This is a genomic window from Thermoprotei archaeon (assembly GCA_038881895.1).
Classification (GTDB): Archaea; Thermoproteota; Thermoprotei; order Gearchaeales; family WAQG01; genus JAVZOV01.
This window is the reverse complement of sequence record JAVZOV010000001.1, coordinates 49,610-72,625: the sequence shown is the minus strand read 5'-3', so window position 1 is coordinate 72,625 and position 23,016 is coordinate 49,610. Positions and strand designations below refer to the sequence as shown.

The 23,016-nt window shown below is 36.8% G+C and carries 20 protein-coding genes and 1 tRNA gene; 11 read left to right on the top strand and 10 right to left on the bottom strand.

Going from position 1 to position 23,016, the window contains the following annotated elements:
* Positions 1 to 258: 258 nt before the first annotated feature.
* Together QW128_00390 and QW128_00385 are read right to left on the bottom strand one after the other, a co-directional pair.
* The gene (locus tag QW128_00390; GenBank protein MEM3832047.1) at positions 259 to 927 is read right to left on the bottom strand and encodes an ERCC4 domain-containing protein; all 669 of its coding nucleotides are present in this window, start codon (positions 925 to 927) and stop codon (positions 259 to 261) included.
* A gap of 54 nt (positions 928 to 981) precedes the next feature.
* Complete coding sequence (locus QW128_00385) at positions 982 to 2,874, bottom strand: helicase C-terminal domain-containing protein (GenBank protein ID MEM3832046.1); 1,893 nt, start codon at positions 2,872 to 2,874, stop codon at positions 982 to 984.
* 389 nt (positions 2,875 to 3,263) lie between these two features.
* On the opposite strand from QW128_00385, the gene QW128_00380 reads away from it, so the two are divergent.
* Positions 3,264 to 3,354 (top strand) — tRNA-Ser (locus tag QW128_00380).
* A 254-nt stretch (positions 3,355 to 3,608) separates the two neighbouring features.
* Here QW128_00380 and QW128_00375 read toward each other — a convergent pair.
* Positions 3,609 to 5,108, bottom strand: a complete 1,500-nt coding sequence (locus QW128_00375) for a sodium:solute symporter family protein (protein MEM3832045.1) — start codon at positions 5,106 to 5,108, stop codon at positions 3,609 to 3,611.
* 6 nt (positions 5,109 to 5,114) lie between these two features.
* Entirely contained in the window at positions 5,115 to 5,336 is a 222-nt protein-coding gene (locus QW128_00370) for a hypothetical protein (protein ID MEM3832044.1), read from the bottom strand.
* Between the two features lie 116 nt (positions 5,337 to 5,452).
* Between QW128_00370 and QW128_00365 the strand changes: the two genes are divergently transcribed.
* Complete coding sequence (locus QW128_00365; GenBank protein MEM3832043.1) at positions 5,453 to 7,417, top strand: hydantoinase/oxoprolinase family protein; 1,965 nt, start codon at positions 5,453 to 5,455, stop codon at positions 7,415 to 7,417.
* 5 nt (positions 7,418 to 7,422) lie between these two features.
* Positions 7,423 to 8,985 (top strand): hydantoinase B/oxoprolinase family protein, encoded by a 1,563-nt coding sequence (locus QW128_00360; GenBank protein ID MEM3832042.1) that lies wholly within the window; start codon positions 7,423 to 7,425, stop codon positions 8,983 to 8,985.
* A 224-nt stretch (positions 8,986 to 9,209) separates the two neighbouring features.
* Here QW128_00360 and QW128_00355 read toward each other — a convergent pair whose 3' ends face one another.
* The 3 genes from QW128_00355 to QW128_00345 all read right to left on the bottom strand — a co-directional run bounded on the left by QW128_00355 (position 9,210) and on the right by QW128_00345 (position 11,441).
* Positions 9,210 to 9,827, bottom strand: a complete 618-nt coding sequence (locus tag QW128_00355) for a 6-carboxytetrahydropterin synthase (GenBank protein ID MEM3832041.1) — start codon at positions 9,825 to 9,827, stop codon at positions 9,210 to 9,212.
* Between the two features lie 352 nt (positions 9,828 to 10,179).
* Positions 10,180 to 10,935 carry an SDR family oxidoreductase gene (locus QW128_00350; GenBank protein ID MEM3832040.1) on the bottom strand — a complete coding sequence of 252 codons (756 nt, stop codon included), beginning with the start codon at positions 10,933 to 10,935 and terminating at the stop codon, positions 10,180 to 10,182.
* Between the two features lie 35 nt (positions 10,936 to 10,970).
* Positions 10,971 to 11,441 (bottom strand): peroxiredoxin, encoded by a 471-nt coding sequence (locus QW128_00345; protein MEM3832039.1) that lies wholly within the window; start codon positions 11,439 to 11,441, stop codon positions 10,971 to 10,973.
* 411 nt (positions 11,442 to 11,852) lie between these two features.
* Here QW128_00345 and QW128_00340 point away from each other — a divergent pair, with 411 nt between their 5' ends.
* The 6 genes from QW128_00340 (at position 11,853) to QW128_00315 (ending at position 17,289) form a co-directional block, all read left to right on the top strand.
* Positions 11,853 to 12,242 (top strand): hypothetical protein, encoded by a 390-nt coding sequence (locus tag QW128_00340; GenBank protein MEM3832038.1) that lies wholly within the window; start codon positions 11,853 to 11,855, stop codon positions 12,240 to 12,242.
* A gap of 12 nt (positions 12,243 to 12,254) precedes the next feature.
* The gene (locus QW128_00335) at positions 12,255 to 12,497 is read left to right on the top strand and encodes a sulfurtransferase TusA family protein (GenBank protein MEM3832037.1); all 243 of its coding nucleotides are present in this window, start codon (positions 12,255 to 12,257) and stop codon (positions 12,495 to 12,497) included.
* Positions 12,498 to 12,503: 6 nt separating this feature from the next.
* A complete protein-coding gene (locus tag QW128_00330; protein MEM3832036.1) occupies positions 12,504 to 13,547 on the top strand; it encodes a cysteine synthase family protein in 1,044 nt (347 codons plus the stop codon).
* Between the two features lie 155 nt (positions 13,548 to 13,702).
* Complete coding sequence (locus tag QW128_00325) at positions 13,703 to 14,056, top strand: hypothetical protein (protein MEM3832035.1); 354 nt, start codon at positions 13,703 to 13,705, stop codon at positions 14,054 to 14,056.
* A 464-nt stretch (positions 14,057 to 14,520) separates the two neighbouring features.
* Positions 14,521 to 16,365 (top strand): beta-propeller domain-containing protein, encoded by a 1,845-nt coding sequence (locus tag QW128_00320; GenBank protein ID MEM3832034.1) that lies wholly within the window; start codon positions 14,521 to 14,523, stop codon positions 16,363 to 16,365.
* A gap of 726 nt (positions 16,366 to 17,091) precedes the next feature.
* Entirely contained in the window at positions 17,092 to 17,289 is a 198-nt protein-coding gene (locus tag QW128_00315; GenBank protein MEM3832033.1) for a hypothetical protein, read from the top strand.
* Between the two features lie 15 nt (positions 17,290 to 17,304).
* Here the strand turns inward: QW128_00315 and QW128_00310 are convergent, their stop codons facing one another.
* From QW128_00310 to QW128_00300, 3 genes are all read right to left on the bottom strand, one after another.
* On the bottom strand, positions 17,305 to 17,589 hold the full coding sequence (locus QW128_00310) for a winged helix-turn-helix domain-containing protein (protein ID MEM3832032.1): 285 nt from the start codon (positions 17,587 to 17,589) through the stop codon (positions 17,305 to 17,307).
* Positions 17,579 to 18,787: an ORC1-type DNA replication protein gene (locus QW128_00305; protein ID MEM3832031.1), complete on the bottom strand. Its 1,209-nt coding sequence runs from the start codon at positions 18,785 to 18,787 to the stop codon at positions 17,579 to 17,581. Before QW128_00305 ends, QW128_00310 begins: the two co-directional genes overlap by 11 nt.
* A 159-nt stretch (positions 18,788 to 18,946) precedes the next feature.
* Positions 18,947 to 19,723: a hypothetical protein gene (locus tag QW128_00300; GenBank protein MEM3832030.1), complete on the bottom strand. Its 777-nt coding sequence runs from the start codon at positions 19,721 to 19,723 to the stop codon at positions 18,947 to 18,949.
* 55 nt (positions 19,724 to 19,778) lie between these two features.
* Here QW128_00300 and QW128_00295 point away from each other — a divergent pair, with 55 nt between their 5' ends.
* Positions 19,779 to 21,635, top strand: coding sequence for a replication factor C small subunit (locus QW128_00295; protein MEM3832029.1), 1,857 nt, complete (start codon positions 19,779 to 19,781; stop codon positions 21,633 to 21,635).
* On the top strand, positions 21,635 to 22,933 hold the full coding sequence (locus tag QW128_00290) for a replication factor C large subunit (GenBank protein MEM3832028.1): 1,299 nt from the start codon (positions 21,635 to 21,637) through the stop codon (positions 22,931 to 22,933). Before QW128_00295 ends, QW128_00290 begins: the two co-directional genes overlap by 1 nt.
* Positions 22,934 to 23,016: the final 83 nt, after the last annotated feature.

The window sequence follows — 23,016 nt, the reverse complement described above, 5'->3', positions numbered from 1 at the left end:
TTTATCTAATGGATGTCCAGAAAACCTAGAGCTTTGCTGGGATGAACGGGCAAAGTTTAAATGTGAAACTCGCTTGCTAAATTCGGGTTCTCATGCAGAAAACAGAGATTTGAACGCATGTATAAACATAGTCCATGCCTTAATGAGGGTCGTGATATAGGAGATAGTGAATCTCCCAAAACCAGCAGATGAGGAGTTAAGACTAAAGCTCTGCCCTGGACACTGGAAGCACTCCCGCTTCAGCTGTGAGGTAGCTCACTATAATTCTAAAAGTTTTTTGTTTAATCCTAATTCTGATGTGTATGGTGCATCTATGATTTCTAATATTTTCTTTGTTCGTTCACTTCCCAATATTGCTTCTAACTCGGAGGATTTTGCTTGGAATACTGATCTTACAGTAGTAAATTTTAATAGTAGTCTCTCTGCTAATTTTGGCCCTATTCCTGGTAAACTTCCAATTATATTTATCTGCCAATCTTTAGTTGTTGATAGTTTTGGTTTATGCTTAATTATGATTTTTTTTCCAGTTTTCTGTTCATGTTCTGCAGCTAATTTGATGAGCTCTGCAGTTTCTTCTATCGATTTTGAAAAGATCACATTGACACCATGTCTAATTGTAAGTGAAATTATTGCACCACGTATGATTTGAGGATTTTTTACTAAAGTTTCTAATCCTGCTAATTCTTTTTCAACTATTATAATTGCACGTTCATAAGTATTAGATAGCCGGTATGCTTGATCAAAAAGTCTTCCATCAAATATTGAAGAAATAAAATCAGAAGCGCTCTTTCTTTCTATCGCCACTGCATCAGAAATTATATAATCAGCCACGTCTAATTGTTTAAAGGCAACTGTAATGTTCATACTAGATAATATTTCAGGAACGCCGCTATTGCGCTCCCTACTATCTGCAATTACCACAACCATAGATTCTCCTATACTAATAATGGTATGCGTGCTTATATTATTATAGAAGAAATTTTAATCTTTATAGAATGATCTGACCATGCGAGTTATTTTCTCCTCAGATAAAGCGCTGACTATTTTCGCGTTTTTCATAATCCAACTTGGCATATTCTCTTTGATTTCTTTCCAAAGAAACCTTGAGTCCATAAGTATGATCACTCCTCTATCACTGAGTAATCTAAAGGGTCTTCCAGCAGCTTGGGCAGCTTTTCTTATTGCAGGATAAAGATATGCCAACGATTTTCCCTTACCTGGAAATAATCCATCATAGTAATCAATCTGTGCTTTTAACTTAATGCTTGGTTTAGCGAAGGGGACTCCAACTACAATAACAGTGTCCATTTGACTACCAGGATAATCCTCCCCCTCTGAATTACGGCCGCCTTGAACACTAAGCAGTACAGCCCCACCCCTATCTCCCATCATTTTAAATTCTTGCAACATTCTATCATTATCTTTAGAACTCATTTCTTGCAATTCTATAAATAATGGTTTAGAAAGAAAACTCCTTAATCCTCCATCTAAAAGGCCTTGCTGGACTTCGTATGAAGCTGCAAAAACTCCAGTATTACCAGGAGTATTAATAGCAATCTGAGCAATCAATCGTGACATTCTTTCATACATTTCAGTCTCCCTCAGTTCATATTTAGTTGTGACATCCTTTATTATGATAGTTAATACTTGTTCCTCTGGAAATGGCGATGGTGCTTCAACAAATTTTATGCCTTTAGGTATACCGACCACACTTGTGTACGCTTCTAAAGGTTTCATTGTTCCTGACATGCTTATTGTGGCTAATGCTTCCTTAAAAATATGCTCAACAGCTTCTCTTGGGTCTAATGCTGTGATCTCAATTGCTCTTTTTTCAGCCTTTCCATTAATAATATGGATATAATTTTTTTGATCAACAGTATCATACAATTTCAACAAAAACTCACCAACACGATGCATATACGACCTTGGATGTTTCCCACTAATTAATAACTGATACTTAATCTCCTCACCATACATTCTACATTGATCAGCTATAACATTAAGTGGAAGCCCAAACTCTGCATAAACCTCATCCATGAATAATTTTGTATTAAACAATTCTTCATCATTTTTATTGCTTATACTCTCAAGAAAATTAGTAATAAACTGCAGATACTCTTTCAGCTCTCTTTGATTATATCGTTCTGCTTCATTAATAGCTTCCCTTAAACTTCTCATCGACAAAACATCACTTAATACGGATAGTGAAAAATCTGGCAAATTGTGTGCCTCATCAATGACTACAACAAAATTACCGAGGTCCTGACCCAAATTTTTTATGAAATTCTTTATCACAATTGGGCTCACAAGATACATATAACTAACAGCAATAATCTTACTACTCGGTAACAAAATTCTGATTAATTCATACGGACATGCATTTTGCAACTTACCCATTTCATAAGCATCAGAAGCCTTTACAGGAAACTCGGTTGCTCTACGAACAAAATCATCTACTACACTCTTCTCATAAGTATGAGTATAATACTCACATCTACCACTCTTCACAGCCAAATTGCAAAGCTCTATATGCGATCGATGATCAAAACTGCTCTCTATAACTTGAAGATTCGTGCACATCTCAAGCTTACCTCTCAATGATACACCTGATACAGGAACCTTAGTGCTTACTAATCTCAATTCATCAATAATCCTCTCAAGCTCCCGATGAGTTCTAGCCAAGAAAAGAAGCCTAACATTGTTTTCTATAACATGAGGTAAAGCACCAGCCAACACTGCAGCAGTCTTACCTAGTCCACTTGGCCCTTCAATTATCAAATGACCCCTCTCTTCTATAGTCTGATACACTGAAACCGCAATTTCCTTCTGTCCCCTTCTAAACGATGAATAAGGAAAATACTTTTCTATCTGCAAGACCAGCCCCTACAATAGAATTATATTAAAAACTCACTTAAAAATACTCCTTATTTCACGAACCTCCTCCCCATCCTGGAGAACGATAGTTCTAGGTACTTATTGGTTTGGAGCTTCATACCTTATCTAAAGGTTAAAAAAACCTCTATGCACAACAGCCTGAGACTTAACTTTATACTGCATACATCTGGCTCTTAAGACCTGCAAGTTATAAATCCTTTGATGACTTAGAGGGATGCTCAACTGCTACTTCACTGAAAACTGATATCCTTTTACTCCTAAGATGAGACGAAGTGAGAGCCTAAAAAGATGAGCCCATGTAGCTTCTTTCTAAGTATTATTAATTTAACTTTAAATACTTCCTCTATAGATGAATAAGATGAAGGTACGCTGGGGTAGCCAAGTCTGGTTAAGGCGCCGGCTTGCTAAGCCGGTGACGGTAAAACCGTCGCGCGGGTTCGAATCCCGCCCCCAGCGCCATTGTTAACGATTTCAAAATAGATATGTTTAAATATTGGTAAATACAGAAGAAATAGCTATTAACAAGACCAAGATAATAAGGAAAAACGTTTACATCAAGAACACAATTTTCCGCTTCAGAAACGGCATCTGAAGATAAGCGTAGAAGTAAGAGATATGTTGTTTAAAGATAAATTAGGAGGTCTTAACTTATTGTAGCCGCTACTACTAATCTGAGCACCCATCTTACGTATTCAGGCTAAGATTGACACGTGTTAAGAAGATTTCCTGGTTATTTGTGATACTATTGCTGCTACTATGAAGTTTACTATGAGAGCATATAGTGAGATTTCTCCAGCTGGTTTAGCCCACGCAGATGGTATACCAAAGTATTTCGCAGTTTGAACTGTAAACATTAGCACTGTGAGAGCCCCTATTACTAGACCAGTTATAGCTCCGTACTTATTTATCCATTGTCTCTTACTTGGTATTATTGCCTGTAGCAGGGCTGGTAGAACTTGGAGACCGCCTCCTGCAGCTATAGCTGTTATATCAAATATTAAGCCTGGTTTCTGAACTGCTAGAGCCCAGCCTATTAGAGCGAATAATATTATTAGTATTCTTGAGATAAGAACTAAAGAGGATTCGCTAGCTTTAGGATTAATCTTCTGGTATATATCTCTCGTTAGTATCATTGATATGCTCCCTATAAAGCTATCTAATGTGCTCATAGCTGCCGCAGCAGCTCCCGCAAGTAAGAATCCAGCTACTATTGGATGTGTGAGAGTATATATCATGTAAGCCATAACAGCATCAGCAGATCCATAAGCTTTAGTAAGCGTGCTTATAAAACCGGGCTCGAGAATTCCTGGAACGCCTTTAACATTTAATACTGCAGCTGTTAAACCTACAAACATTGCTGGTATGTAATAGCTGCTAAGGTAGAGACCTGTTAGAGCTGAAGACCATTTAAGAGTATATGTGTCTCTTGCAGCGTAAAACTTAATCCATAAGTGTGGGAGAATCATAACACCAACTCCGAAGACTATAATATTTCCAGCTAGTAGCTGCCAAGGCCAATTCAATGTTAGGAGTTCGGGTTTAACCTCCCTAACTGCTATAAATAAGTCAGAGACTCCTGGGAAGAACTTATACATTATTATTAAACCAGCAAGCCATACCCCTAGGTACATCCATATACCTTGAGCTACATCAGTCCAGTATGCTGCTCTAAGACCTCCTATAGCTACATATAACGCTGTTGCTAATGTAAATATTAATGCACCAATCTCATAGGATATTCTACCACCACTCCCGATACTCATTATTATTCCCAAACCTATAGCTTGAACTGTAATGTATCCTATTACGAATATTGCCCATACTATAGCTGTTATGACTCTGAGAAGTTCACTATTATACCTATCAGCTAGAAGATCTGAGGGTGATATATACCCTCTATTTTTACCTAGAATATATACCCTCTTCCCAATGATGTAACTTACTATACCGGCAAGAATGGTCCAAGCAAACGATCCAATCCAGAAGGTTACTCCAGTAGTAGCAAAGGTAGCAACACTAGTAAGGAACGCAAAAGCACTATGGTATGTAGAGGCTATTGCTAAGAAAAGGACTATTAATCCAGCTCTCCTACTTAAAAGGTAAAAGTCTTCTAGAGACTTTCTTAAGATCTTTGTTGAATAGTAACTTATAAGTATCATAAATATCACGTAGAGGAAGAGAATGCTAGTAGTTATCTGCCATGCTTCAACCAAACTTTATCACCCCCACACCTTAATTGCGGATACTATTACAATAATAACTAGTATAATCCACAGAGTGAGCGCATAGACTAGAGGAGCGCTCATCCCGAATGCTATAGGGTCAGGTTTATTAAACTGGTATATGGCAAGTAAGAGTATATAAACTAATGCAGCTATTACAGTGAGAATTAGAGATAGAGGGTTCTTAAAACTTATTCTAAGCTCCTCCTCTAAGCTCATATGCATGTCACCTTATCTAAATATGTTAGCGACAGATAAAATATATAATTTTTACTCTTCAGAGAACTTTTAAAAATTTAAAACCCTCAAGTAAATGTTAAAGCTAGGTGATACTATTGAGCATTGTTGCTGTAGACGTTGGGGGGACTTTTACGGACTTTATATATGTTAAGAGTGATGGATCTCTAGGTTATTTTAAGGTTCTTTCAACTCCTAGGAGCCCTGAGGTTGCTGTTATTGAGGGTTTAAAGTTTATTGGTGATGTTAGGGAGGTTATCCACGCATCTACCATAGCTACTAATGCTTTAAGAGGTCAGGTTGGCTTAGAGCTTCCTAGGGTCGCACTTATTACGACTAAAGGTTTTCGCGATGTTCTTGAGATTGGTAGGCAGAATAGGCCTAGACTATATGATCCTTTCTTTGAGAAGCCTAAGCCTTTAGTGCCTAGAAGTTTAAGGTTTGAAGTTGATGTGAGGATCGACTATAGAGGCGGTATTGTGAAACCTCTTAGTGTTGATGAACTTGAGGCTTTAGGTTTAAAGCTTCAAGAGCTTGGTGTTGAGAGTGTTGCTGTGACCTTCCTTCACTCATATATTAACCCTATTTATGAAGTTATAGCTGGTAGTGTGCTGAGTAAGATGATAAGCTTCATCTCTCTATCACATCGTGTAGTGCCTGAACCTAGAGAGTATGAGAGGGTTTCAACAACCGTAGTTAATGCTGCACTAACACCTCTAGTATCCAGATATATTAGTAGGCTTAGCGATGGCCTTAAGAGTCTTGGTGTTGAAAGAGTTCACCTCATGTCTAGCTCTGGTGGCTTAATAGACGTTAATGAGGTTATTGATAGACCTGTTCAATTTATTGAAAGTGGACCTGCAGCTGGAGTTGTGGCGTCAGCTGAGCTTGCTAAAATGCTTAGAGAGCCTAACGTGATAAGCTTTGATATGGGTGGTACGACGGCCAAGGCAGGTACTGTTGTTAACTTTGAGTTTGAAATTACAAGTGAGTATGAGGTTGGGGGAGAGTCTCACCATGGTAGAATAGTTAAGGGTTCAGGGTACCCTGTTAGGTTTCCATTCATAGATTTAGCTGAGGTTTCAGCTGGTGGCGGAACAATAATATGGAGAGATGAGGTTGGAGCCTTAAAAGTAGGACCTATTAGTGCTGGAGCTGATCCAGGCCCCGTATGTTATGGTAGAGGTGGCGTTGAGCCTACATTAACAGACGCTAATCTAGTACTTGGAAGACTTGGGGAGTATCTTCTAGGAGGGTCTATGAGGCTTGAGAGAGAAGCATCTATTAAAGCATTATCTAAACTTGGAGATCCCTATGATGTATCGAGAGAAGCTATAAGCTTAGCTAATCTTGAAATGGCTAGAGCTATAAGGCTCGTTACTGTAGAGAGAGGCTTAGATCTCGAAGGGTTCATTCTTATAGCATTTGGTGGCGCTGGACCTCAGCATGCTCTAGATATTGCTGAGGAGCTTGGCATAAGAAGAGTGATAATATCACCTCATCCAGGTGTTTTTAGCGCCCTAGGCTTACTCATGGCCGATTGGAGGTTTGAGGCTAGAACGGCTTTCCCTGCTAACCTAGAGGATGCTTACAGTGCCCTTGAAGATAAGTTGGCTAAGAAGATTAGAAAAGTAGACTACTATGTTAGATATGCTGATGTTAGATATGAGGGCCAAGGGTGGGAGCTTACAGTCCCTGTGGGTAGGCCTGCTGTAATAGATGATGTTAGGAGAGCTTTCGAGGAAAAACATCTAGCAACATTCGGATTCAATCTAGACAGAGATATTGAAGTTGTAGTGGCTAGAGTATTTGCAGTAATCACGAGGGTTAAGCCTAAAATAGAGCCTCCAAAGCATTTAGGAGAGTTTAAGGCTAGAGGTAGTAGGCTTATGCATCTCCGCGATGAGATGATAGAGGTTCCTGTATACTGGAGGGATGATATACCAGTAGGGGCTGTAATAGAAGGTCCAGCTTTAATTGAAGAATATGACTCAACAACGGTACTACTAGATGGATGGAGGCTTACTGTTGGGGAGTTTGGAGAGCTTAGAATTGAGAGGTGAACTCTGTGGTCTCATGGGAGATTGTATATAAAGCTTCAGTATTCATAGCGGAGGAGATGGGTGTAGCTCTTAAGAGATCAGCGTTCTCACCTAATATTAAGGAGAGAATGGATCACAGCTGTGCAGTCTTAGACTCTAGAGGGCTTATAGTTGCTCAAGCTGAGCATATACCTGTACATCTAGGATCATTTAGAGTTGGAGTCTCAAACGTTTTAAGATGGCTTAAGGATAATAGTGTTAGCCTTGATGAAGGAGACATGATTGTACTCAATGATCCCTATATCTCTGGAACTCACCTGAATGATGTTATGATGTTAGCTCCAATCTACTATAAGGGAGAGATTATAGCATACGTAGTTAATAAAGCGCATCAAGTAGATGTAGGAGGACCCATACCAGGTAGTATGAATCCAAATGCTAGAACTATATATGAGGAGGGTTTAATAATTCCTCCTGTTAAGCTCGTAAGAGAAAGTAAAGTAGATAGTGATGTTATGAGGCTTATAGTAGAGAATAGTAAAACTCCTAAAGTAACTCTTGGAGATTTGAATGCACAAATAGCAGCTAATAGGATGGGGATTAGAAGAGTTTTAGAGCTTATAGGTAAGTACGGTCTAGAAGAGGTTACTAAGGGGTGGTCTAAGGCTATAGAGTATGGTAGAAGCTTATCACTTCTTGATTTAAAAAACTGGATGAAAGGGTATTCTAAAGCTGAGGATTATATAGAGTTGGGTGATGAAGATATCACTATAAGAGTATTATTAGAGGTTAGAGATGATGGTATAAAAGCTGACTATACAGGATCGTCTAGACAGGTAGATGCGCCTTTAAATGCTGTCTATGGGGTTACATTCTCAGCTACATCATATGCTATAAGGGTTGCCATGAGTGTTGATGTACCTATTAATGAAGGATTCTATAGTATAATTGAAGTTATAGCCCCAGAGAGTACTATAGTAAATCCTATTAAGCCAGCCCCAGTAGCTGGTGGTAATGTTGAGACTAGCCAGAGAATAGCTGATGTAGTTCTAAGAGCTCTAGCAGAATTAGTTCCTGATAGAATTCCCGCAGCAGGCTCTGGGACTATGATGAATGTTATGATAGGAGGCTATGATAAGGAGAGAGATTACTGGGCCTACTATGAGACTATAGGTGGAGGAACTGGTGGAAGACCCGGAAAGAATGGTGTAAGTGGAGTTCACGTAAACATGACTAACACTCTAAACACCCCCATAGAGGTGGCTGAGAGAAGCTATCCAATAATGTACACTATGTACATGATGAGAGATGATAGTGGAGGAAAAGGATTATATAGAGGAGGAGACGGTATAATAAGAGCATTTAAAGTGCTAAAACCAGCAAGACTATCAATACTTGCAGATAGGTTTAGAAGAAGACCATACGGACTAAGAGGTGGGGAGCCGGGAAAACCAGGAAGAGTAATAATTAAGAGAGTAAATGGTAGAATAGAGGAGATGCCTAGCAAATTCACAATAGATCTAAACCCTGAAGATGAAGTAATAATAGAAACACCAGGAGGGGGAGGATGGGGTCAAGATGCTCAATAAGCTCATGATAATCTTAACTCTCTTAAACTTCCCTTTTATAAGCTTTTTAAGTTTGACACTCTCAGGAGTGTTGCAGTATGCCCAACCAGAATATCCATAATACTGAAAAGCGAATTGGTGGATCTTCTGAAATAAGTCCAGGGAGTGAGTCTCAATGAATTACGAGTGTTTAGAGTTATTGAGACTTTTAGAAAAAGATTGTCTTTTTGAAGTAGGGGATGATGTCAAATTGAGTTCCTTGAGATTGTTGCTACAGCTCCTTTATTAACTCCCTCATATACTTGAACTTGAACCTCATGTATATTTTCTGGAGCTTTGGTCATTATGTAGTTTGCTATTGCTTTTGCTACGTTCTCTGATGTTGCTTCTCCATCTATTATGAATACATTATCCTTTGGTAGTTCAAATCGAAATTTACCGTATTTTATAGTCACTATATCATCGGATTCTTGGATTACGTACTTTTTTCCTGTCACTAGTTTATGGTCAATAATACTTATTGCATCTTTAACTAGCTTCTTTGCTTCAGCAAAATCTAGCACCATGTCTAATTCAACTAGTTTTCCATAAAGATAAACTATTACTTTGGATGTGTGTCCATGTAGGGGGTAACATTTTCGATGTTCAGGTATGAAATGTGAGTAATCGAAATCGGCCTCTACGAATATCCCTGGACTATCTTTTTTTATCTTAGCTCTTACCGTTGTGGTATTCATGGATTTTCGTCCCTTCCCTCTATCGGCAAACGCTTTCGAGGGCCTTCGCCGCCAACGGTGAAGGACGGCACATTGGAAGTTCCCCCGCCTGCCTGTCGTCCTATTCGCATTGGAAGCAGGACCCATATCGGCATAAAAAATCAACTCAAAACGTCTATAAAAATCTATCTATTCAAAAACTGCTCACCAACCCATTCTTTCGGCGAGAAGGCTTCCGACTTCGGTCGTGGAGATGAATCGCCGTTAAGTTTATATTCCTCCAATTCCACCATCTCCTTGAGCGGGTCGCTCGCATGTAGTTCGGACGTCCGAAAGCTGGAATAAGGCTCCGAACCGAGAAAGGCGGGGGTGGTTCCAGCGAGCGGGCTATGGGCTATATGCTCATGGCAGGGGCTGGTTTGACACAGCCCGAACTCGGTAGAATGAGTGGAAGCCCCACGACAAACCGAGAATCTCCCGGCTTCAGCCGTGGAGAGTGTCAACAAGTCACTACACCTCCGTCGATAATAATTATCTGCCCGGTTATATAACTTGAGTCCTGTGATGCAAGAAACAATACTACTTTTGCTACTTCTTCTGGTTCCCCAAATCTTTTTAACGGAATACGATTAATAAGTTCCTCGATATCTTTACTACTAATCCACTGTAACCAATCAGTCTTAATGCTTCCAAGCGCTACAGCGTTGACCCTTATTTTTGGTGCTAATACATTAGCAAGTGTTCTTGTTAACCCTATAACACCAGATTTTGCGATTGCATAAACAATTCCATCACTACCACCAGCAATACCAGGTGTAGAGGTTATATTCACTATACTACCATGACCATGATTGAGCATAATTCTAGATGCTTCCTTGGAGCAAAGGAAAGCCCCCCAGAGATCAACAGAAAATACATCATCCCATACACTTTTATTTATGTCCCAAAGACCCATGTTCCAGTAAGATTTCGAGCCATGACCTGCATTATTAACTAGTATACTAACATATCCATAATTTTTCACAACCTCGTTAAAGAGCCTTTTTACATCATTTTCAGACGAAACATCTGCCTGAATTTCTATAGCCTCGGAACCTAATTCCTGAACCTCCTTAACCACTTTCATAGCTTCATTCCTGGATTTAGAATAATTGACTGCAACTTTCGCTCCTTCTTTAGCAAATTCTAATGCTATAGACTTGCCAATGCCCCTACTAGATCCAGTTATAACAGCAACCTCGCCCTTTAATTTCAAAAAAATCACCGATAAAGAAATATCAAAAATATTATTTATTCAATACGCTCTAATTCCTTTATTATTTCATTATAATTAGGTTCGACTCTCGGATCATCCGAAACCCATTTATATCTAATGATGCCTTCCTTATCTATTATGAAAACAGCTCTCTTTGCAAGTTCCTTTAATCCCAATAGATCTTGGAGAACAACACCATAAAGTTTTATTACTTCCTTATTGAAATCGCTCAAAAGCGTAAAATTAAGCTTATTAAAATCAGCGAATGCTTTCTGTACAAACGGAGTATCAACACTAATTCCTATTACATTAGCTTTAAGCGAATTTAATTTTATCATACTATCTCTAAAAGTACACAACTCTTTGGTACACACAGAACTGAATGCCGCTGGAAAGAACACTAATACTATATTCTGAGAACCAATAAACTCTTGTAAACTCCTAGGTTTAAAGTTCACATCTAATAGTGTAAAATTAGGAGCTTTTTGTCCCACATTAACTGACATCTTATTCACCGTCTCAAGTAATTTTTATACAAAAATAAACTTTAAGAAAAACATATAAAAATAACATGAAATACTTTCATGAATATCTAATTTCCCTTTGCCTGAGATCAAGGATTTTACTATCTGTATTTATTCGGGTTTACATTTTTCATCTGCAGGGTAGCAGAGCATATCATGAGCTCTTTCCATATTGAATATACTTAGAATCCTCAGTTCTATAATAAAAACTATACACCCTTAAGCTTTTTGTCATTTTCGCCCTGAAAGCAAGATTTTTACTTGTAATTTTTATGTATATAGATATATTAATAACATACATCAAGAAACAACAGAGTTGTTATAATAAATGTTCATAAAAACAGATATATCTTTCATCAAGTTTATATATTGGCTATAACATATGTTATATCGATGTATATGAGTGATAAACAAGAATTGCATATAGTTTTAGTTTCGAACGAACCAGAACGTGTATATCCAGCATTGACTTTAATCTTGGCAGCTAGTAGTTTAGGTGTAAACGCGCATCTATATGCAACGATGAAAGGTTTGGATGTAATACGTAAAGATACTATGAACAAGATTTATATGCCAGGAATGCCTCCAGTCGAAGAATACTTAAAAAACGCGTTATCAGTAGGTGCTCACATTTGTGCGTGTGCTCCATCTAAAGAGATGCTGGAAAAAATGGGGATAAATGAACAGACGCTTTATCCGGGTGTAGAAATAGAAGAGGCGATAACATTCTTAAACAATGCTCTCAAAGCAGCAAGAAATGGAGGAATAGTTCTATTTATATGAGGGGAAATCACCATGAGTAAAGAGAAGAAATATATTCTTGATGTCAGGGGCTTAGTATGCCCATATCCATCCTTCTTAACTATTAAAAAATTAAACGAAATGAAGAGTATAGAGAAGAAAGGAAGCATTGAAGTAATATGTGATAAATCCGAGGCAACATTGAGATCACTTATCACTACGTTGACAAACGGAGGTTATAAATTCACAGTAACCAATAATAATGATAATTATATCATCAAAGTCACGGTAGGTTGAGGCGGTATGTACAAACTAAACATTAACGCTATAGGATATTGGATTAACAACATAAACTTAGCTAGTAAAGGGTTGTTAACACGTGATAAACTAAAGGTTGGCAATACTCCCTTACTACGGCTCAGCAACTTAGAAAATGGTAAACTTAAACTATATGCAAAATTAGAGTGGGCAAATCCATTCGGCTCTCTAAAAGATAGAGCAGCGTATTGGATGATTAAAATGGCTGAAGAAGAAGGATTACTTTCCCTGGATAAGAAAATAATAGAGCCAACATCAGGTAATACGGGAATAGCTCTAGCATGCATATCTAGAGCATTAGGATATCAGTTTTATGCAGTAGTCCCTCAGGCAATAAGCGATGAAACAAAATTATTAATAAAGAAAATAGGAGGAGAAATCTTTGAAACACCAGATGACTTATGCCCTAGAGTCGGTAAAGGAACAGATCAAAGTATTGCACTAGCCAAATCCATAGTTGAGAGTTATCCTGATCAATATTTCATGCCAAATCAATATGAAAATGAGGCCAACTTCCTAGCACATTATGAAAGTACAGGGCCAGAAATATGGAAAGAGACCGGGGGAGAAATTACACACTTCATAGCAGGTGTTGGAACGGGAGGTACAATATCAGGCGCAGGTACATACTTAAAAGAACGTGGGAGTGTTGAAATAATAGCCGTCGAACCACAAAAAAATCATCACATACAAGGACTACGAAACTTTGAAGAATCAGGCATACCACCAGTGTTTTCAAAAAGAATTAAAATCATTGATAGATGGATAAGAATAAACGATGAGGAAGCATTCCATGCCATCTCACTAGCCGCAGAAAAAGAAAACATTTTAATAGGGCCTTCTTCAGGTGCTGCACTGGCAGCAGCATTAAAACTTAGTGATGAAGGTGTCAAAGGAACAGCAGTCTTAGTATTTGCAGACGACGCAACGAAGTACCTGAGTCTTTACTCAAAATTCAACATTCTAGATACCAAACATCTAAACACCATCAAAAAATTAATAGACAATCTACCGTTCAAACTTTTTTAAACACGATTTAAAATTTTCTGATTATATGTTGACAGATTAAGGAACGTTTTTAAATGGTAGATTTCGTTTTATAAAACAATGCTAACCGTACATTCTTAGACGAGCATAGCTTAAACTTTTTAATCTAATCGTATAATTTATTAGTGGTGTAGTGTGTGAGTAACTCAATATACAGCAAGGTTAAGGATAAAATAGGAACGATCGTAGAAATCAGAACTCTCGACGGACGTGTAATAGTTGGAAGACTAGCCATATTCAATCCACAAGACAACAGTATCATACTAGAAGAAGCATACGAAAAAGGAAATAGAATACCCAGAGTATTTGTAAGCGGTTCGGTTTTAGCACAAATTAACTTCTTCGACGAAGGTAGTGAAGAACAAAGACTTGAAAACAAAGTAAAATCACTGCTAACAGCGGACCCTTCACTAACAATAGAAGATATAGCAAAAATACTCAACACAAACCCAGCAGACATTCGCAAAATACTTAAAAAACTAAGTGAATAGCACAAACCTATAACAAATGATCATTTAAGAATAAAAATATTATCATATCATAAAGATGAATGTTAGAAAACCTAAAGTTTTAGTTCTGGAATGAATTACTGATAGGCTTATTAGTGTTTGGATAACATTTTTGGACGAGCTGTTCTCAAGCGGATTATGAGCTATATACGTTCATAGTAGTAGCTGCTTTGACACACTAAACTTAGAGACCTAGACTGAAGAACTGAGAATCTCCTGTCTTTAGATGTGAAGCGCGCTAATTATGCAACATGTTTAAACTTTATCAATTTCTCTATAGGTCCAATGCAGTATTACATGAAACTCAGCAAGAAAGCCTACAGTTTTAACTGTGGGATAAATTGTCAATAAGCTTAGGTACGTATGATTGTTCTATTTTTTGGACAATATTGTTCTTAAATGTAGTATTATTATTCTCATAATATATAAATATGATGGTGCAGAACATGAATCATAGTTCAGAGAAAGTTTTTGGCTTTGTTGCATTGCTGTTAATACTATTATCAGTAGCGACAATAATTCATTACAACGGGAACTTTGACAATAATAGATTTATTAAAGCTATTGATATTACTGGAGCTGAAGGAATTAAAAGTTTTTCATCTTACAATGAATTAAAAGTTTTTATCTCTAAGCATTTATCATATGACATTGTTCCTGTATTTGGAGTGGCAAAGTCTGAACAATCTAGTTATTATTACTCTAAAACTAATGTTCAGGTTGAGGGTGTTGATGAGTTAGATATTGTGAAGACCGATGGCAAATACATCTATGTTGCTTCAAATAACACAGTTTATATAATCATGGCATATCCTCCAGAAGATAGTAATATAGTGTCTAGGATCATGCTTAATAATGAAGTCATTGGTATGTTCTTGTTTGCTGACAGACTTGCTGTGGTTGTAAATGAAGATTCAGGTGATAATTATGAAATTAACATAAAAATATATGACATAGAAGATAGGAGTATGCCAAAATTGATGACCAATTTCTCTGTTAATGGATACTATTTCGCATCAAGAACTATAGGTGACTACGTCTATCTTATTGTGAAGGAACCAATTATTAAGTCTTATAAAACATTTCTTTGGAGAGCCCCTGACTCAGATATTTTTGAATCTATTAAATTTCCGATGATCAAAATTAATGATGCGGTAATTAATATACCTGCTAATCAAATATTTTATCTACCAGAGTCGAATGAAACTTATTACGAATATACTATAATTGTTGCTCTTAACGTGAGTGGTCATGAAAACCCGACTATTAGTGCGTTTTTACTTGGTGATGCACACACCCTTTATATGTCATTGCATAATCTTTATATAACATCTGCAAAATGGAAGGTAACACCTTCTTTTAGTAACATGCGAATTATAGTCAGAAATCTCTATGAAGAGACGCTAATTTATAGATTTAGTATTAATGGTGGTAATATTAAATATGAGGCTAGCGGTAGAGTTCCAGGTACAGTGCTAAATCAGTTTTCAATGGATGAGCATAATGGTTATCTTAGGGTTGCAACAACTAGATGGGACATGAAACCAAAGAATGATGTATACATTCTTAGTGTGAATGATATGAAAACAATAAGTAATGTTACAGATTTGGCCCCTGGTGAATGGATTTATTCAGCAAGGTTTATTGATGATAGAGGTTATTTAGTGACTTTTAAAAAGACTGATCCACTATTTGTAATTGACTTAAGTAATCCAGTTTATCCAAAAGTATTAGGATGGTTAAAAATACCTGGATATTCGAATTATCTACATCCATATGACGAGACTCATATAATCGGTATAGGCAAGGATACTATTGAAGACGCCCATAGTGATTTTGCGTGGTATCAAGGAATAAAGATATCATTATTTGATGTATCTGATCCTAAAAATCCAAAGGAAATCGCAAAATATGTTATAGGAGATAGAGGTTCAGGATCTCCAATACTCAATGATCATAAAGCATTGCTATTTGATTATAAAAGAAAACTTTTAGCAATGCCTGTCCTTGTTGCAGTAAAAGATCCAAGTTCACCGCCATATGAATATGGAAAACCTGTTTGGCAAGGTGCATATATTTTTAATGTATCATTAGAGAAAGGATTTGTGCTAATAGGTAAAATTTCTCATTTAAATACTACCATGGATCTTGCCTCTAATTTGTTTTATGAGGGGAAGTACTTTGTTAAGCGGATTCTTTATATAAATGATGTATTATATACAATCTCTGATAAAATGATAAAAATGAACAACATAAAAGATATGTCAGAATTGAATAAGATAATCCTTTAATTTTTTTGTTATTTTAACTAGTTGTTTTTAATGGATATATTCAATTGTTTTTAATAGTATCCATAACTTGAGGAGTTGACGTTTTCTGCGACTAAAGTCAGAAGATTCTCGGTTCTTTAGGCTTATAACCTTCATTGTACTGGGTTCTGGAATTTGCAAAACCAGCCCCTACCACGGACGTATAATCCATAGGCCGCCTGCTGGAACCTCCTCGCCAAATTCAGCTCGCAACCTTACAAATAATTCGACAAGAAAGCCTAGAACTTCAGTTCTGGGATGAATTGTTGATATGTTTATATGCTTCGACAGATTCTCGATTTGTGTGGAGCTACCGAAGGGACGCCGTAAAAAACAGTTTCAAAATAGATGGAGTTAAATAGAGATAAGCCATAATATCTTCTTGATAGAGAAGCTTTACGCTCTCAAAGAGGCAGCATTTAGCTGCCTTTGTCAGTATTTTCAGAGCAGATAGGTTTAAATATGGTTTGCTCATACGTTTTAGTGTTCCCTCTACTCTGGAAGCATGACTTCCTATGGGGATGGTGGGCTGGGGGTTGACCTTCGGATGTGGGGATGTCGGGTTTACCCCGAAAGCCCTCGATGAGCTAATCGAGAGGGAAGAGTTGAGTAGAGGTGATAAAACACTATGAATCTCTACTTAACTCAGAACCCGTAGGCGAGGTTAACGGGGTGGTGGCACACCCCTCGCCTCTAAGGTGGAGTGGGATGACGTGGGAGCCTAGAAGGGCAATGAAAAACAGAGCCGATGAAAACCTTAGAAGCAAGAACCTCCCGGCCTTAGCCGTGGAGAGTGCCAAAGAAGTAGCTCAGCACTCAAGATCCATTTCATTCGGGCTTTTCAAGAGCCCGTCATTGGGGTTAGATCGATCATCGCTGAAGTATATAAAGCGGTTGAAAATATAAGTTTTTGTGTTTGTTTTAGTTTTTGGTTTTGTTAAGTGTTTCGAAGAGTTTTATGAGAGCTTGTACTCTTTTGTCGTTTTCTGTTAGTTTGATTATTCTTATTCTTCCGAATCTTTTTTCAGTAATTATGCCTATTTTTTCGAGGTCTTTTAGGCTTCTTTCTACTGCAGTATATCCTGAACCACATATTTTTACGAGGCTTGCTATGTTGATTTCTCTGTATTTGACTAATGTTGCTAGAATTCTTATTTTGCTTTTTGAGCCTAGCATTTTTTCGATGGTTTCTGTCTCATTTTTCATTGATTCTTTCCTCTAGTATTGATTTAACTTTCTGTTCTAGTATGTCCGCCGGGATGTCTTGTAGGCTGATGATTGTTGTTCTTCCTCTATTGGCTTTGTTTACTGTTCGTGCATGGATGAGACCAGTATTTTTTAGGCTTTGGAGGTATTCCCATAGTTGTGTGTGCCTGCGCGGTTCAATGTTTTTTGTTTCGCATAGTAGGTTGTATTCTTCTTCTACGTCACTAAAGGTGGCGTGTATGCTGTAGTTCTTTTTGAGTATTGATGCAATGCTTTGCAATAGTAGTAGTTCGTGGTTTGTAAGGCTTAGTAGTATTTCTTCTCGTACGAATGGATGTGTTTCACTTTTTGCTATGCGTACGTGGTCTGGCAGTATTTTTTGAAGACCCTGTTGTTCAGCTATTTTACCTGATCTCCAAAGTAATTCTAGAGCATACCTAGCATCTCCGTTGCCTCCAGTATCGACACCAGACGTCTCTGCGACTAAGGTTAGTATGTCATGGCTTACTGCTGATGGCTCGAATGCTTCTTCTTCTCTCTCTTCTAATATTTTTAGAATCTGGAACGCTTTGTATGGTTCGAACTTAATCATGTTTCTTGATAGTGTACTTGCGACACTTTGGTCTATGAGCGGCAAAAAGGCTAGGTTTCTACCTATGAATAATATGCTGATCCTTTGTTTTGTATTGAGGTAAGTATCTGAGAGTCTTGTTAGCATGTAGAGAGTGTCCGGTGATGATCTGGCTAAGTAGTCTAATTCATCGACAACTGCAAAAATGTAAACGTCTTTTTCTTCTAAATAATTCCATACTATATCGAGTAATTCTTGTGCTGATAGACCTCTTGAAGGGAGGTTTGGTATGAGAATATCTGCCATTCTTTTTACGACCATAAATAATGTTCTATTTTGGTAGCAGTTTATGTGAACATACTTTATGTTTATCCCTTTTTTTAATGCATACTCCACTAATAAACTACCAAATCGTTTTGAGACTGCTGTCTTGCCTGTTCCTACTGGCCCATAAGCTACAGCTTTATAGAAAGTACCACCAGGTGTTTCAACCATACCTTTAAAGAATGAAACGAGTTGACGTATATGAGAATCCCTAAAAGGTAAACTCTCAGGAACGTAATCTGATGAAAGTTTACTTTCATCTTTAAATATGCCTTTCTTTTCAAATTCTTCCTCAAACGACATATTTGAACAGCCCTTAAAATATTTATCAATAACACTATATAACTTTCTCTGAAAGTTATTTTTATTGAAACAGAACACCAAAAGCGAGATTTATCTTTTTAATTCTGAGAACTGGTTAAAGTATCCCTTATATGGTGTTTAAGTTTTGAATGAAAGTTTTTATGATTTGAGAAATTGTACTATGTCATTCATCATCATACTTCGAGCTTTCATCATAAGTGATAAATTGGTTGCAAACGATTTTAACCTATATAATGCGCGTTGATCAACTATGAAATTAAGTTTACAACCGACGTCTAAAAGTATTAAGTTCCATGAAGGAGCTGGATGAACACCCAATTTATGATTATTTAGTATGTTTATAAATTGGTTAATGGTTAACTCTCCAACCCCTATCATGTACAATGCTGTTACACTTCTTCTTATAAGATTCCATGAAAAGTATTTCCCCTTAAAATCAATTACTAATATTTTGTCTTTTTGCTCTATTCTTATTTCATCAATTAATCCTCCTCGTCCACTTTTTGAAAGTCCACCTAGTTCTTTACGTCCTTTTATTAATTCGGACGCTTCAATCATTTTATCTATATTCACACTCTCTAGTGCTGGAAGGTAATATCTGTACAATTTCCATTCAATTAATTTTTTAATAGAAAATTCTGTTGTAAGTTCTGAAGACGCCCAAACTAACATGTCCCTAGGTAGTTTACTGTTTATCTCTCCTATGATTGGTCTTCGGGTGAAATCTGCTGTGACAATTTGGCTTAAAGCACTTACACCAGCATCAGTCCTGCAACAAAATTTAACAGGTCCTTTTACATATTTTAGTTCATTCAAGGTTTTTGTGAGTTCTCCCTGTACTGTTCTTAGATTTGGCTGGATTTGTGAGCCATGAAACGCTATACCATCATAAAATAATTTTAGAGCCCAATACATTATGGTATACCTAAAGTATATTTAGTTTTGTGATATTTTAGCTTTAGGTGTTAGCATGGAAGAAGAACTAATGTGGGTTGAGAAATACAGACCAAAGAGATTAGATGATATAATAAATCAAGATGATATAATAAGAGCACTCAAATCCTTTGTTAAGGAAAAAAGTGTACCTCACATGTTATTTGCCGGTCCCGCAGGTGTTGGAAAAACAGCTACAGCTATTGCCTTTGCTAGAGAATTATATGGTGAAAGTTGGAGAGAAAACACTTTAGAATTAAATGCATCAGTCTCCAAGGATACCCCATTATTAGTGAGGATTAGTGGGAGAATAGAATATTTAACATTCGAAGATTTAGATAAAAATTATTTTAATAAAGGTAGCAGCCATGAACATGCAGAATATGTTAAGGTTAATGACTTGGAAGTTTTAACTGAAGAGAATAAAAGAATAGTTTGGGAAAAAGTTAAGTATATAATTAGGCATAGAGCAAATAAAATACTTAGAATAAAATTCGAAAACGGAGAGTTAAAATTAACTGGTAATCACTCTGTAATGATTATTGATGAAAGTGGGGATATTACTACTAAACATGCGTGCGAATTAAAGGAAAAAAATTATCTTATATCTTTTGCATTTAGAACGAATCCTAACATTAATGAAACTGATGTAGGATATTCAGCATTAAGTAGTAATAGCGGATCATTCTTGGTACAGGGATTAAAAATGAACGAATTGCTAAGAGATGTATACGATACGAAAGGACTAGCGTTTGAAGAAAAAGTAAAAATAAAATGGAGAAAAGATTCCGAGACAAATTTATTACCAATTATACCGTTTGTAAAATTCTTTGAAAGGATAAATGAGAGAATGAAGATAGACTGGAAGGATGCATTAAGGCATCCGTTACATGATGGAGGAGCTGCTTCAAAGGATTTATTGGAAAGATTGTTATTGTCTGTTGATGTAAGTTCGTTACTTGATAATGAAATAAAAGAGTATAACAAGTTGATGGCTCTTATAAATTCGGATTTGTATGTTGTGAGAATAATGAAGATAGAAACGATAGATTATGATGATTATGTTTATGATGTGTCTGTGCCTGGGAATGAAAAGTTCTTTGCTGGATCATTTCCGATTTTATTGCATAATTCTGATGAGAGAGGTATTGATACTGTTAGAGAAACGATTAAGGAGAGATTTGCACGAACATTGCCTGTAGGTGATGTACCTTTTAAGCTTATAATTTTAGATGAGAGCGATGCAATGACAGCGGATGCTCAAACTGCATTAAGAAGGGTAATGGAACTTTTTGCCAGAAACGTCAGGTTCATATTAACATGCAATTACAGTAACAAGATTATAGAACCTATACAATCTAGGACCGTAGTGTTTAGATTTAGTCCGCTTCCTAAAAATGAGGTAATAGAGAGATTAAAATTCATTGCTCAACGTGAGAATGTTGATGCTTCAGAAGATTGTTATGAAGCTATATGGGATGTTTCGGCTGGTGATATGAGAAAAGCAATAAATATATTGCAAAGCGCATCAGCATTAAGCAGTAAAGTTACTGGAGACATTATCTATAAAGTGGCAGGAATGACGAGACCTAAAGAAGTTAGAGAAGTGCTTAACCTAGCCTTAATAGGCAAGCTCTCAGATGCTCGTGATAAATTGTATGAATTATTGTATAACTATGGATTGTCAGGAAATGATATCATATCACAAATACACAGAGAGGTATTCAGATTAAACGTTGATGAACCTGTAAAAATAAAAATACTAAGAACATTAGGTGATTATGAATACCGATTAATGGAGGGTTCTAATGAGGAGATCCAACTTAGTTCCCTGCTAGCACAAATAGCATTAATAGGATATGAATCAAAAATTGCTCAGAAGGAGAAGCCGTGATGTCGAGTACGCAATTTAGACTTGGATTACCTTGGACTATAAAACATAGACCTAAGACTGTAGAAGAGATCGTGGGGAATAACGAATCAAAACAAGTTTTTCTCATGTGGCTTAAGCCGTGGATAGAGGGAAGGCAATCAAAACAGAAATCCGTAATGCTATACGGACCGCCAGGTGTTGGAAAAACATTGTTAGTAGAGGTTGCCTGTGAACAGTATAATATTGATTTAGTTGAAATGAATGCTGGAGATCTAGCGAACGCAGAATCAGTTAAAAGGGTGGCTGGTTTTGCAAGTATAAACGAAAACATATTAGATTTTGCACAGCTAAGTAGAGAATCTAGATCAAAACGTCTAATACTTTTTGATGAAGTAGATAGTATTGAAGGATCAAAGGCACCAGACATCATAAATGCAATATTGGAAATAATTTACACATCACAGTATCCTGTTGTATTGATAGCAAATGATGCGTGGAACCCTAACATAGCTATGCTTAGATCAAAGTGTCAACTCATCGAATTTAAAAGACTTGGGATTAGAGATGTTATTCTTTACCTCAAAAAAATCTGTTCGATAGAAAAACTTATGTGTCAAGATCAAGCTCTACATATAATAGCAGAAAGAAATAATGGTGACATGAGAGGTTCTATACTTGATCTACAATTGGCAGCATCAATGTCAGTTGACAAAAACATAACTCCAGCATTAGCCAATGTAGCCAGTAGCAGAGATCGCATATATGATGTATTTACGGTATTAAGAAAAATTTTCTATGCAAGAACAGCATCATCAGCAAGGGATGCTCTCAACGAAACAACACAAGATCCAGAAATTATTTCCGCATGGATCTCAGCTAATTTACCATATATTTACACAGACATCAGAGACCTCGCAGCAGCATACGATGTGCTTTCATTAGCTGACATATTTAAAAATGCATCTGAACAGAAAAGATACTGGAAGCTTCTTAGCTATTACTTAGAACTTATATCAGCCGGAGTCGCTCTCTCAGTAAAAAATAGACCTGCAAAATCAATCTACAACTATCCTAAAAGCCTTAAATTAGCTAGCCAATTAAAAGAAAAACGAGCAACCAAACAAAAATTCTTAGAATTACTTAGCAAGAGATTACATGCCTCTACGTCAAAAATCAATAATGAATACTTGCCCTACTTAGTTATTATAGCAAGTAATCCTAAGAATCTGAAATCAATCTCTTCATGGTTACGTTTGGATGAAAAAACGGTATCCTTCCTTGAAGAATATGCAAAATCCATACAAAAACACATAACTTAAAATAAATCATTAGGACACTAACAAATTCTTTAAATCCTAGGAAAAGCAAAAACTTTTAACTCTACTTGTAGTTAATTATTTAG

Coding starts and splice junctions, on each gene's coding strand:
- QW128_00295 (MEM3832029.1), top strand. CDS start 19,779: ATGGAAGAAGAACTAATGTGGGTTGAGAAATACAGACCAAAGAGATTA.
- QW128_00355 (MEM3832041.1), bottom strand. CDS start 9,827: ATGGGTCCTGCTTCCAATGCGAATAGGACGACAGGCAGGCGGGGGAAC.
- QW128_00305 (MEM3832031.1), bottom strand. CDS start 18,787: ATGTCGTTTGAGGAAGAATTTGAAAAGAAAGGCATATTTAAAGATGAA.
- QW128_00330 (MEM3832036.1), top strand. CDS start 12,504: ATGTACAAACTAAACATTAACGCTATAGGATATTGGATTAACAACATA.
- QW128_00390 (MEM3832047.1), bottom strand. CDS start 927: ATGGTTGTGGTAATTGCAGATAGTAGGGAGCGCAATAGCGGCGTTCCT.
- QW128_00310 (MEM3832032.1), bottom strand. CDS start 17,589: ATGAAAAATGAGACAGAAACCATCGAAAAAATGCTAGGCTCAAAAAGC.
- QW128_00315 (MEM3832033.1), top strand. CDS start 17,092: ATGACGTGGGAGCCTAGAAGGGCAATGAAAAACAGAGCCGATGAAAAC.
- QW128_00290 (MEM3832028.1), top strand. CDS start 21,635: ATGTCGAGTACGCAATTTAGACTTGGATTACCTTGGACTATAAAACAT.
- QW128_00340 (MEM3832038.1), top strand. CDS start 11,853: ATGTATATGAGTGATAAACAAGAATTGCATATAGTTTTAGTTTCGAAC.
- QW128_00320 (MEM3832034.1), top strand. CDS start 14,521: ATGAATCATAGTTCAGAGAAAGTTTTTGGCTTTGTTGCATTGCTGTTA.
- QW128_00300 (MEM3832030.1), bottom strand. CDS start 19,723: ATGTATTGGGCTCTAAAATTATTTTATGATGGTATAGCGTTTCATGGC.
- QW128_00335 (MEM3832037.1), top strand. CDS start 12,255: ATGAGTAAAGAGAAGAAATATATTCTTGATGTCAGGGGCTTAGTATGC.
- QW128_00370 (MEM3832044.1), bottom strand. CDS start 5,336: ATGAGCTTAGAGGAGGAGCTTAGAATAAGTTTTAAGAACCCTCTATCT.
- QW128_00345 (MEM3832039.1), bottom strand. CDS start 11,441: ATGTCAGTTAATGTGGGACAAAAAGCTCCTAATTTTACACTATTAGAT.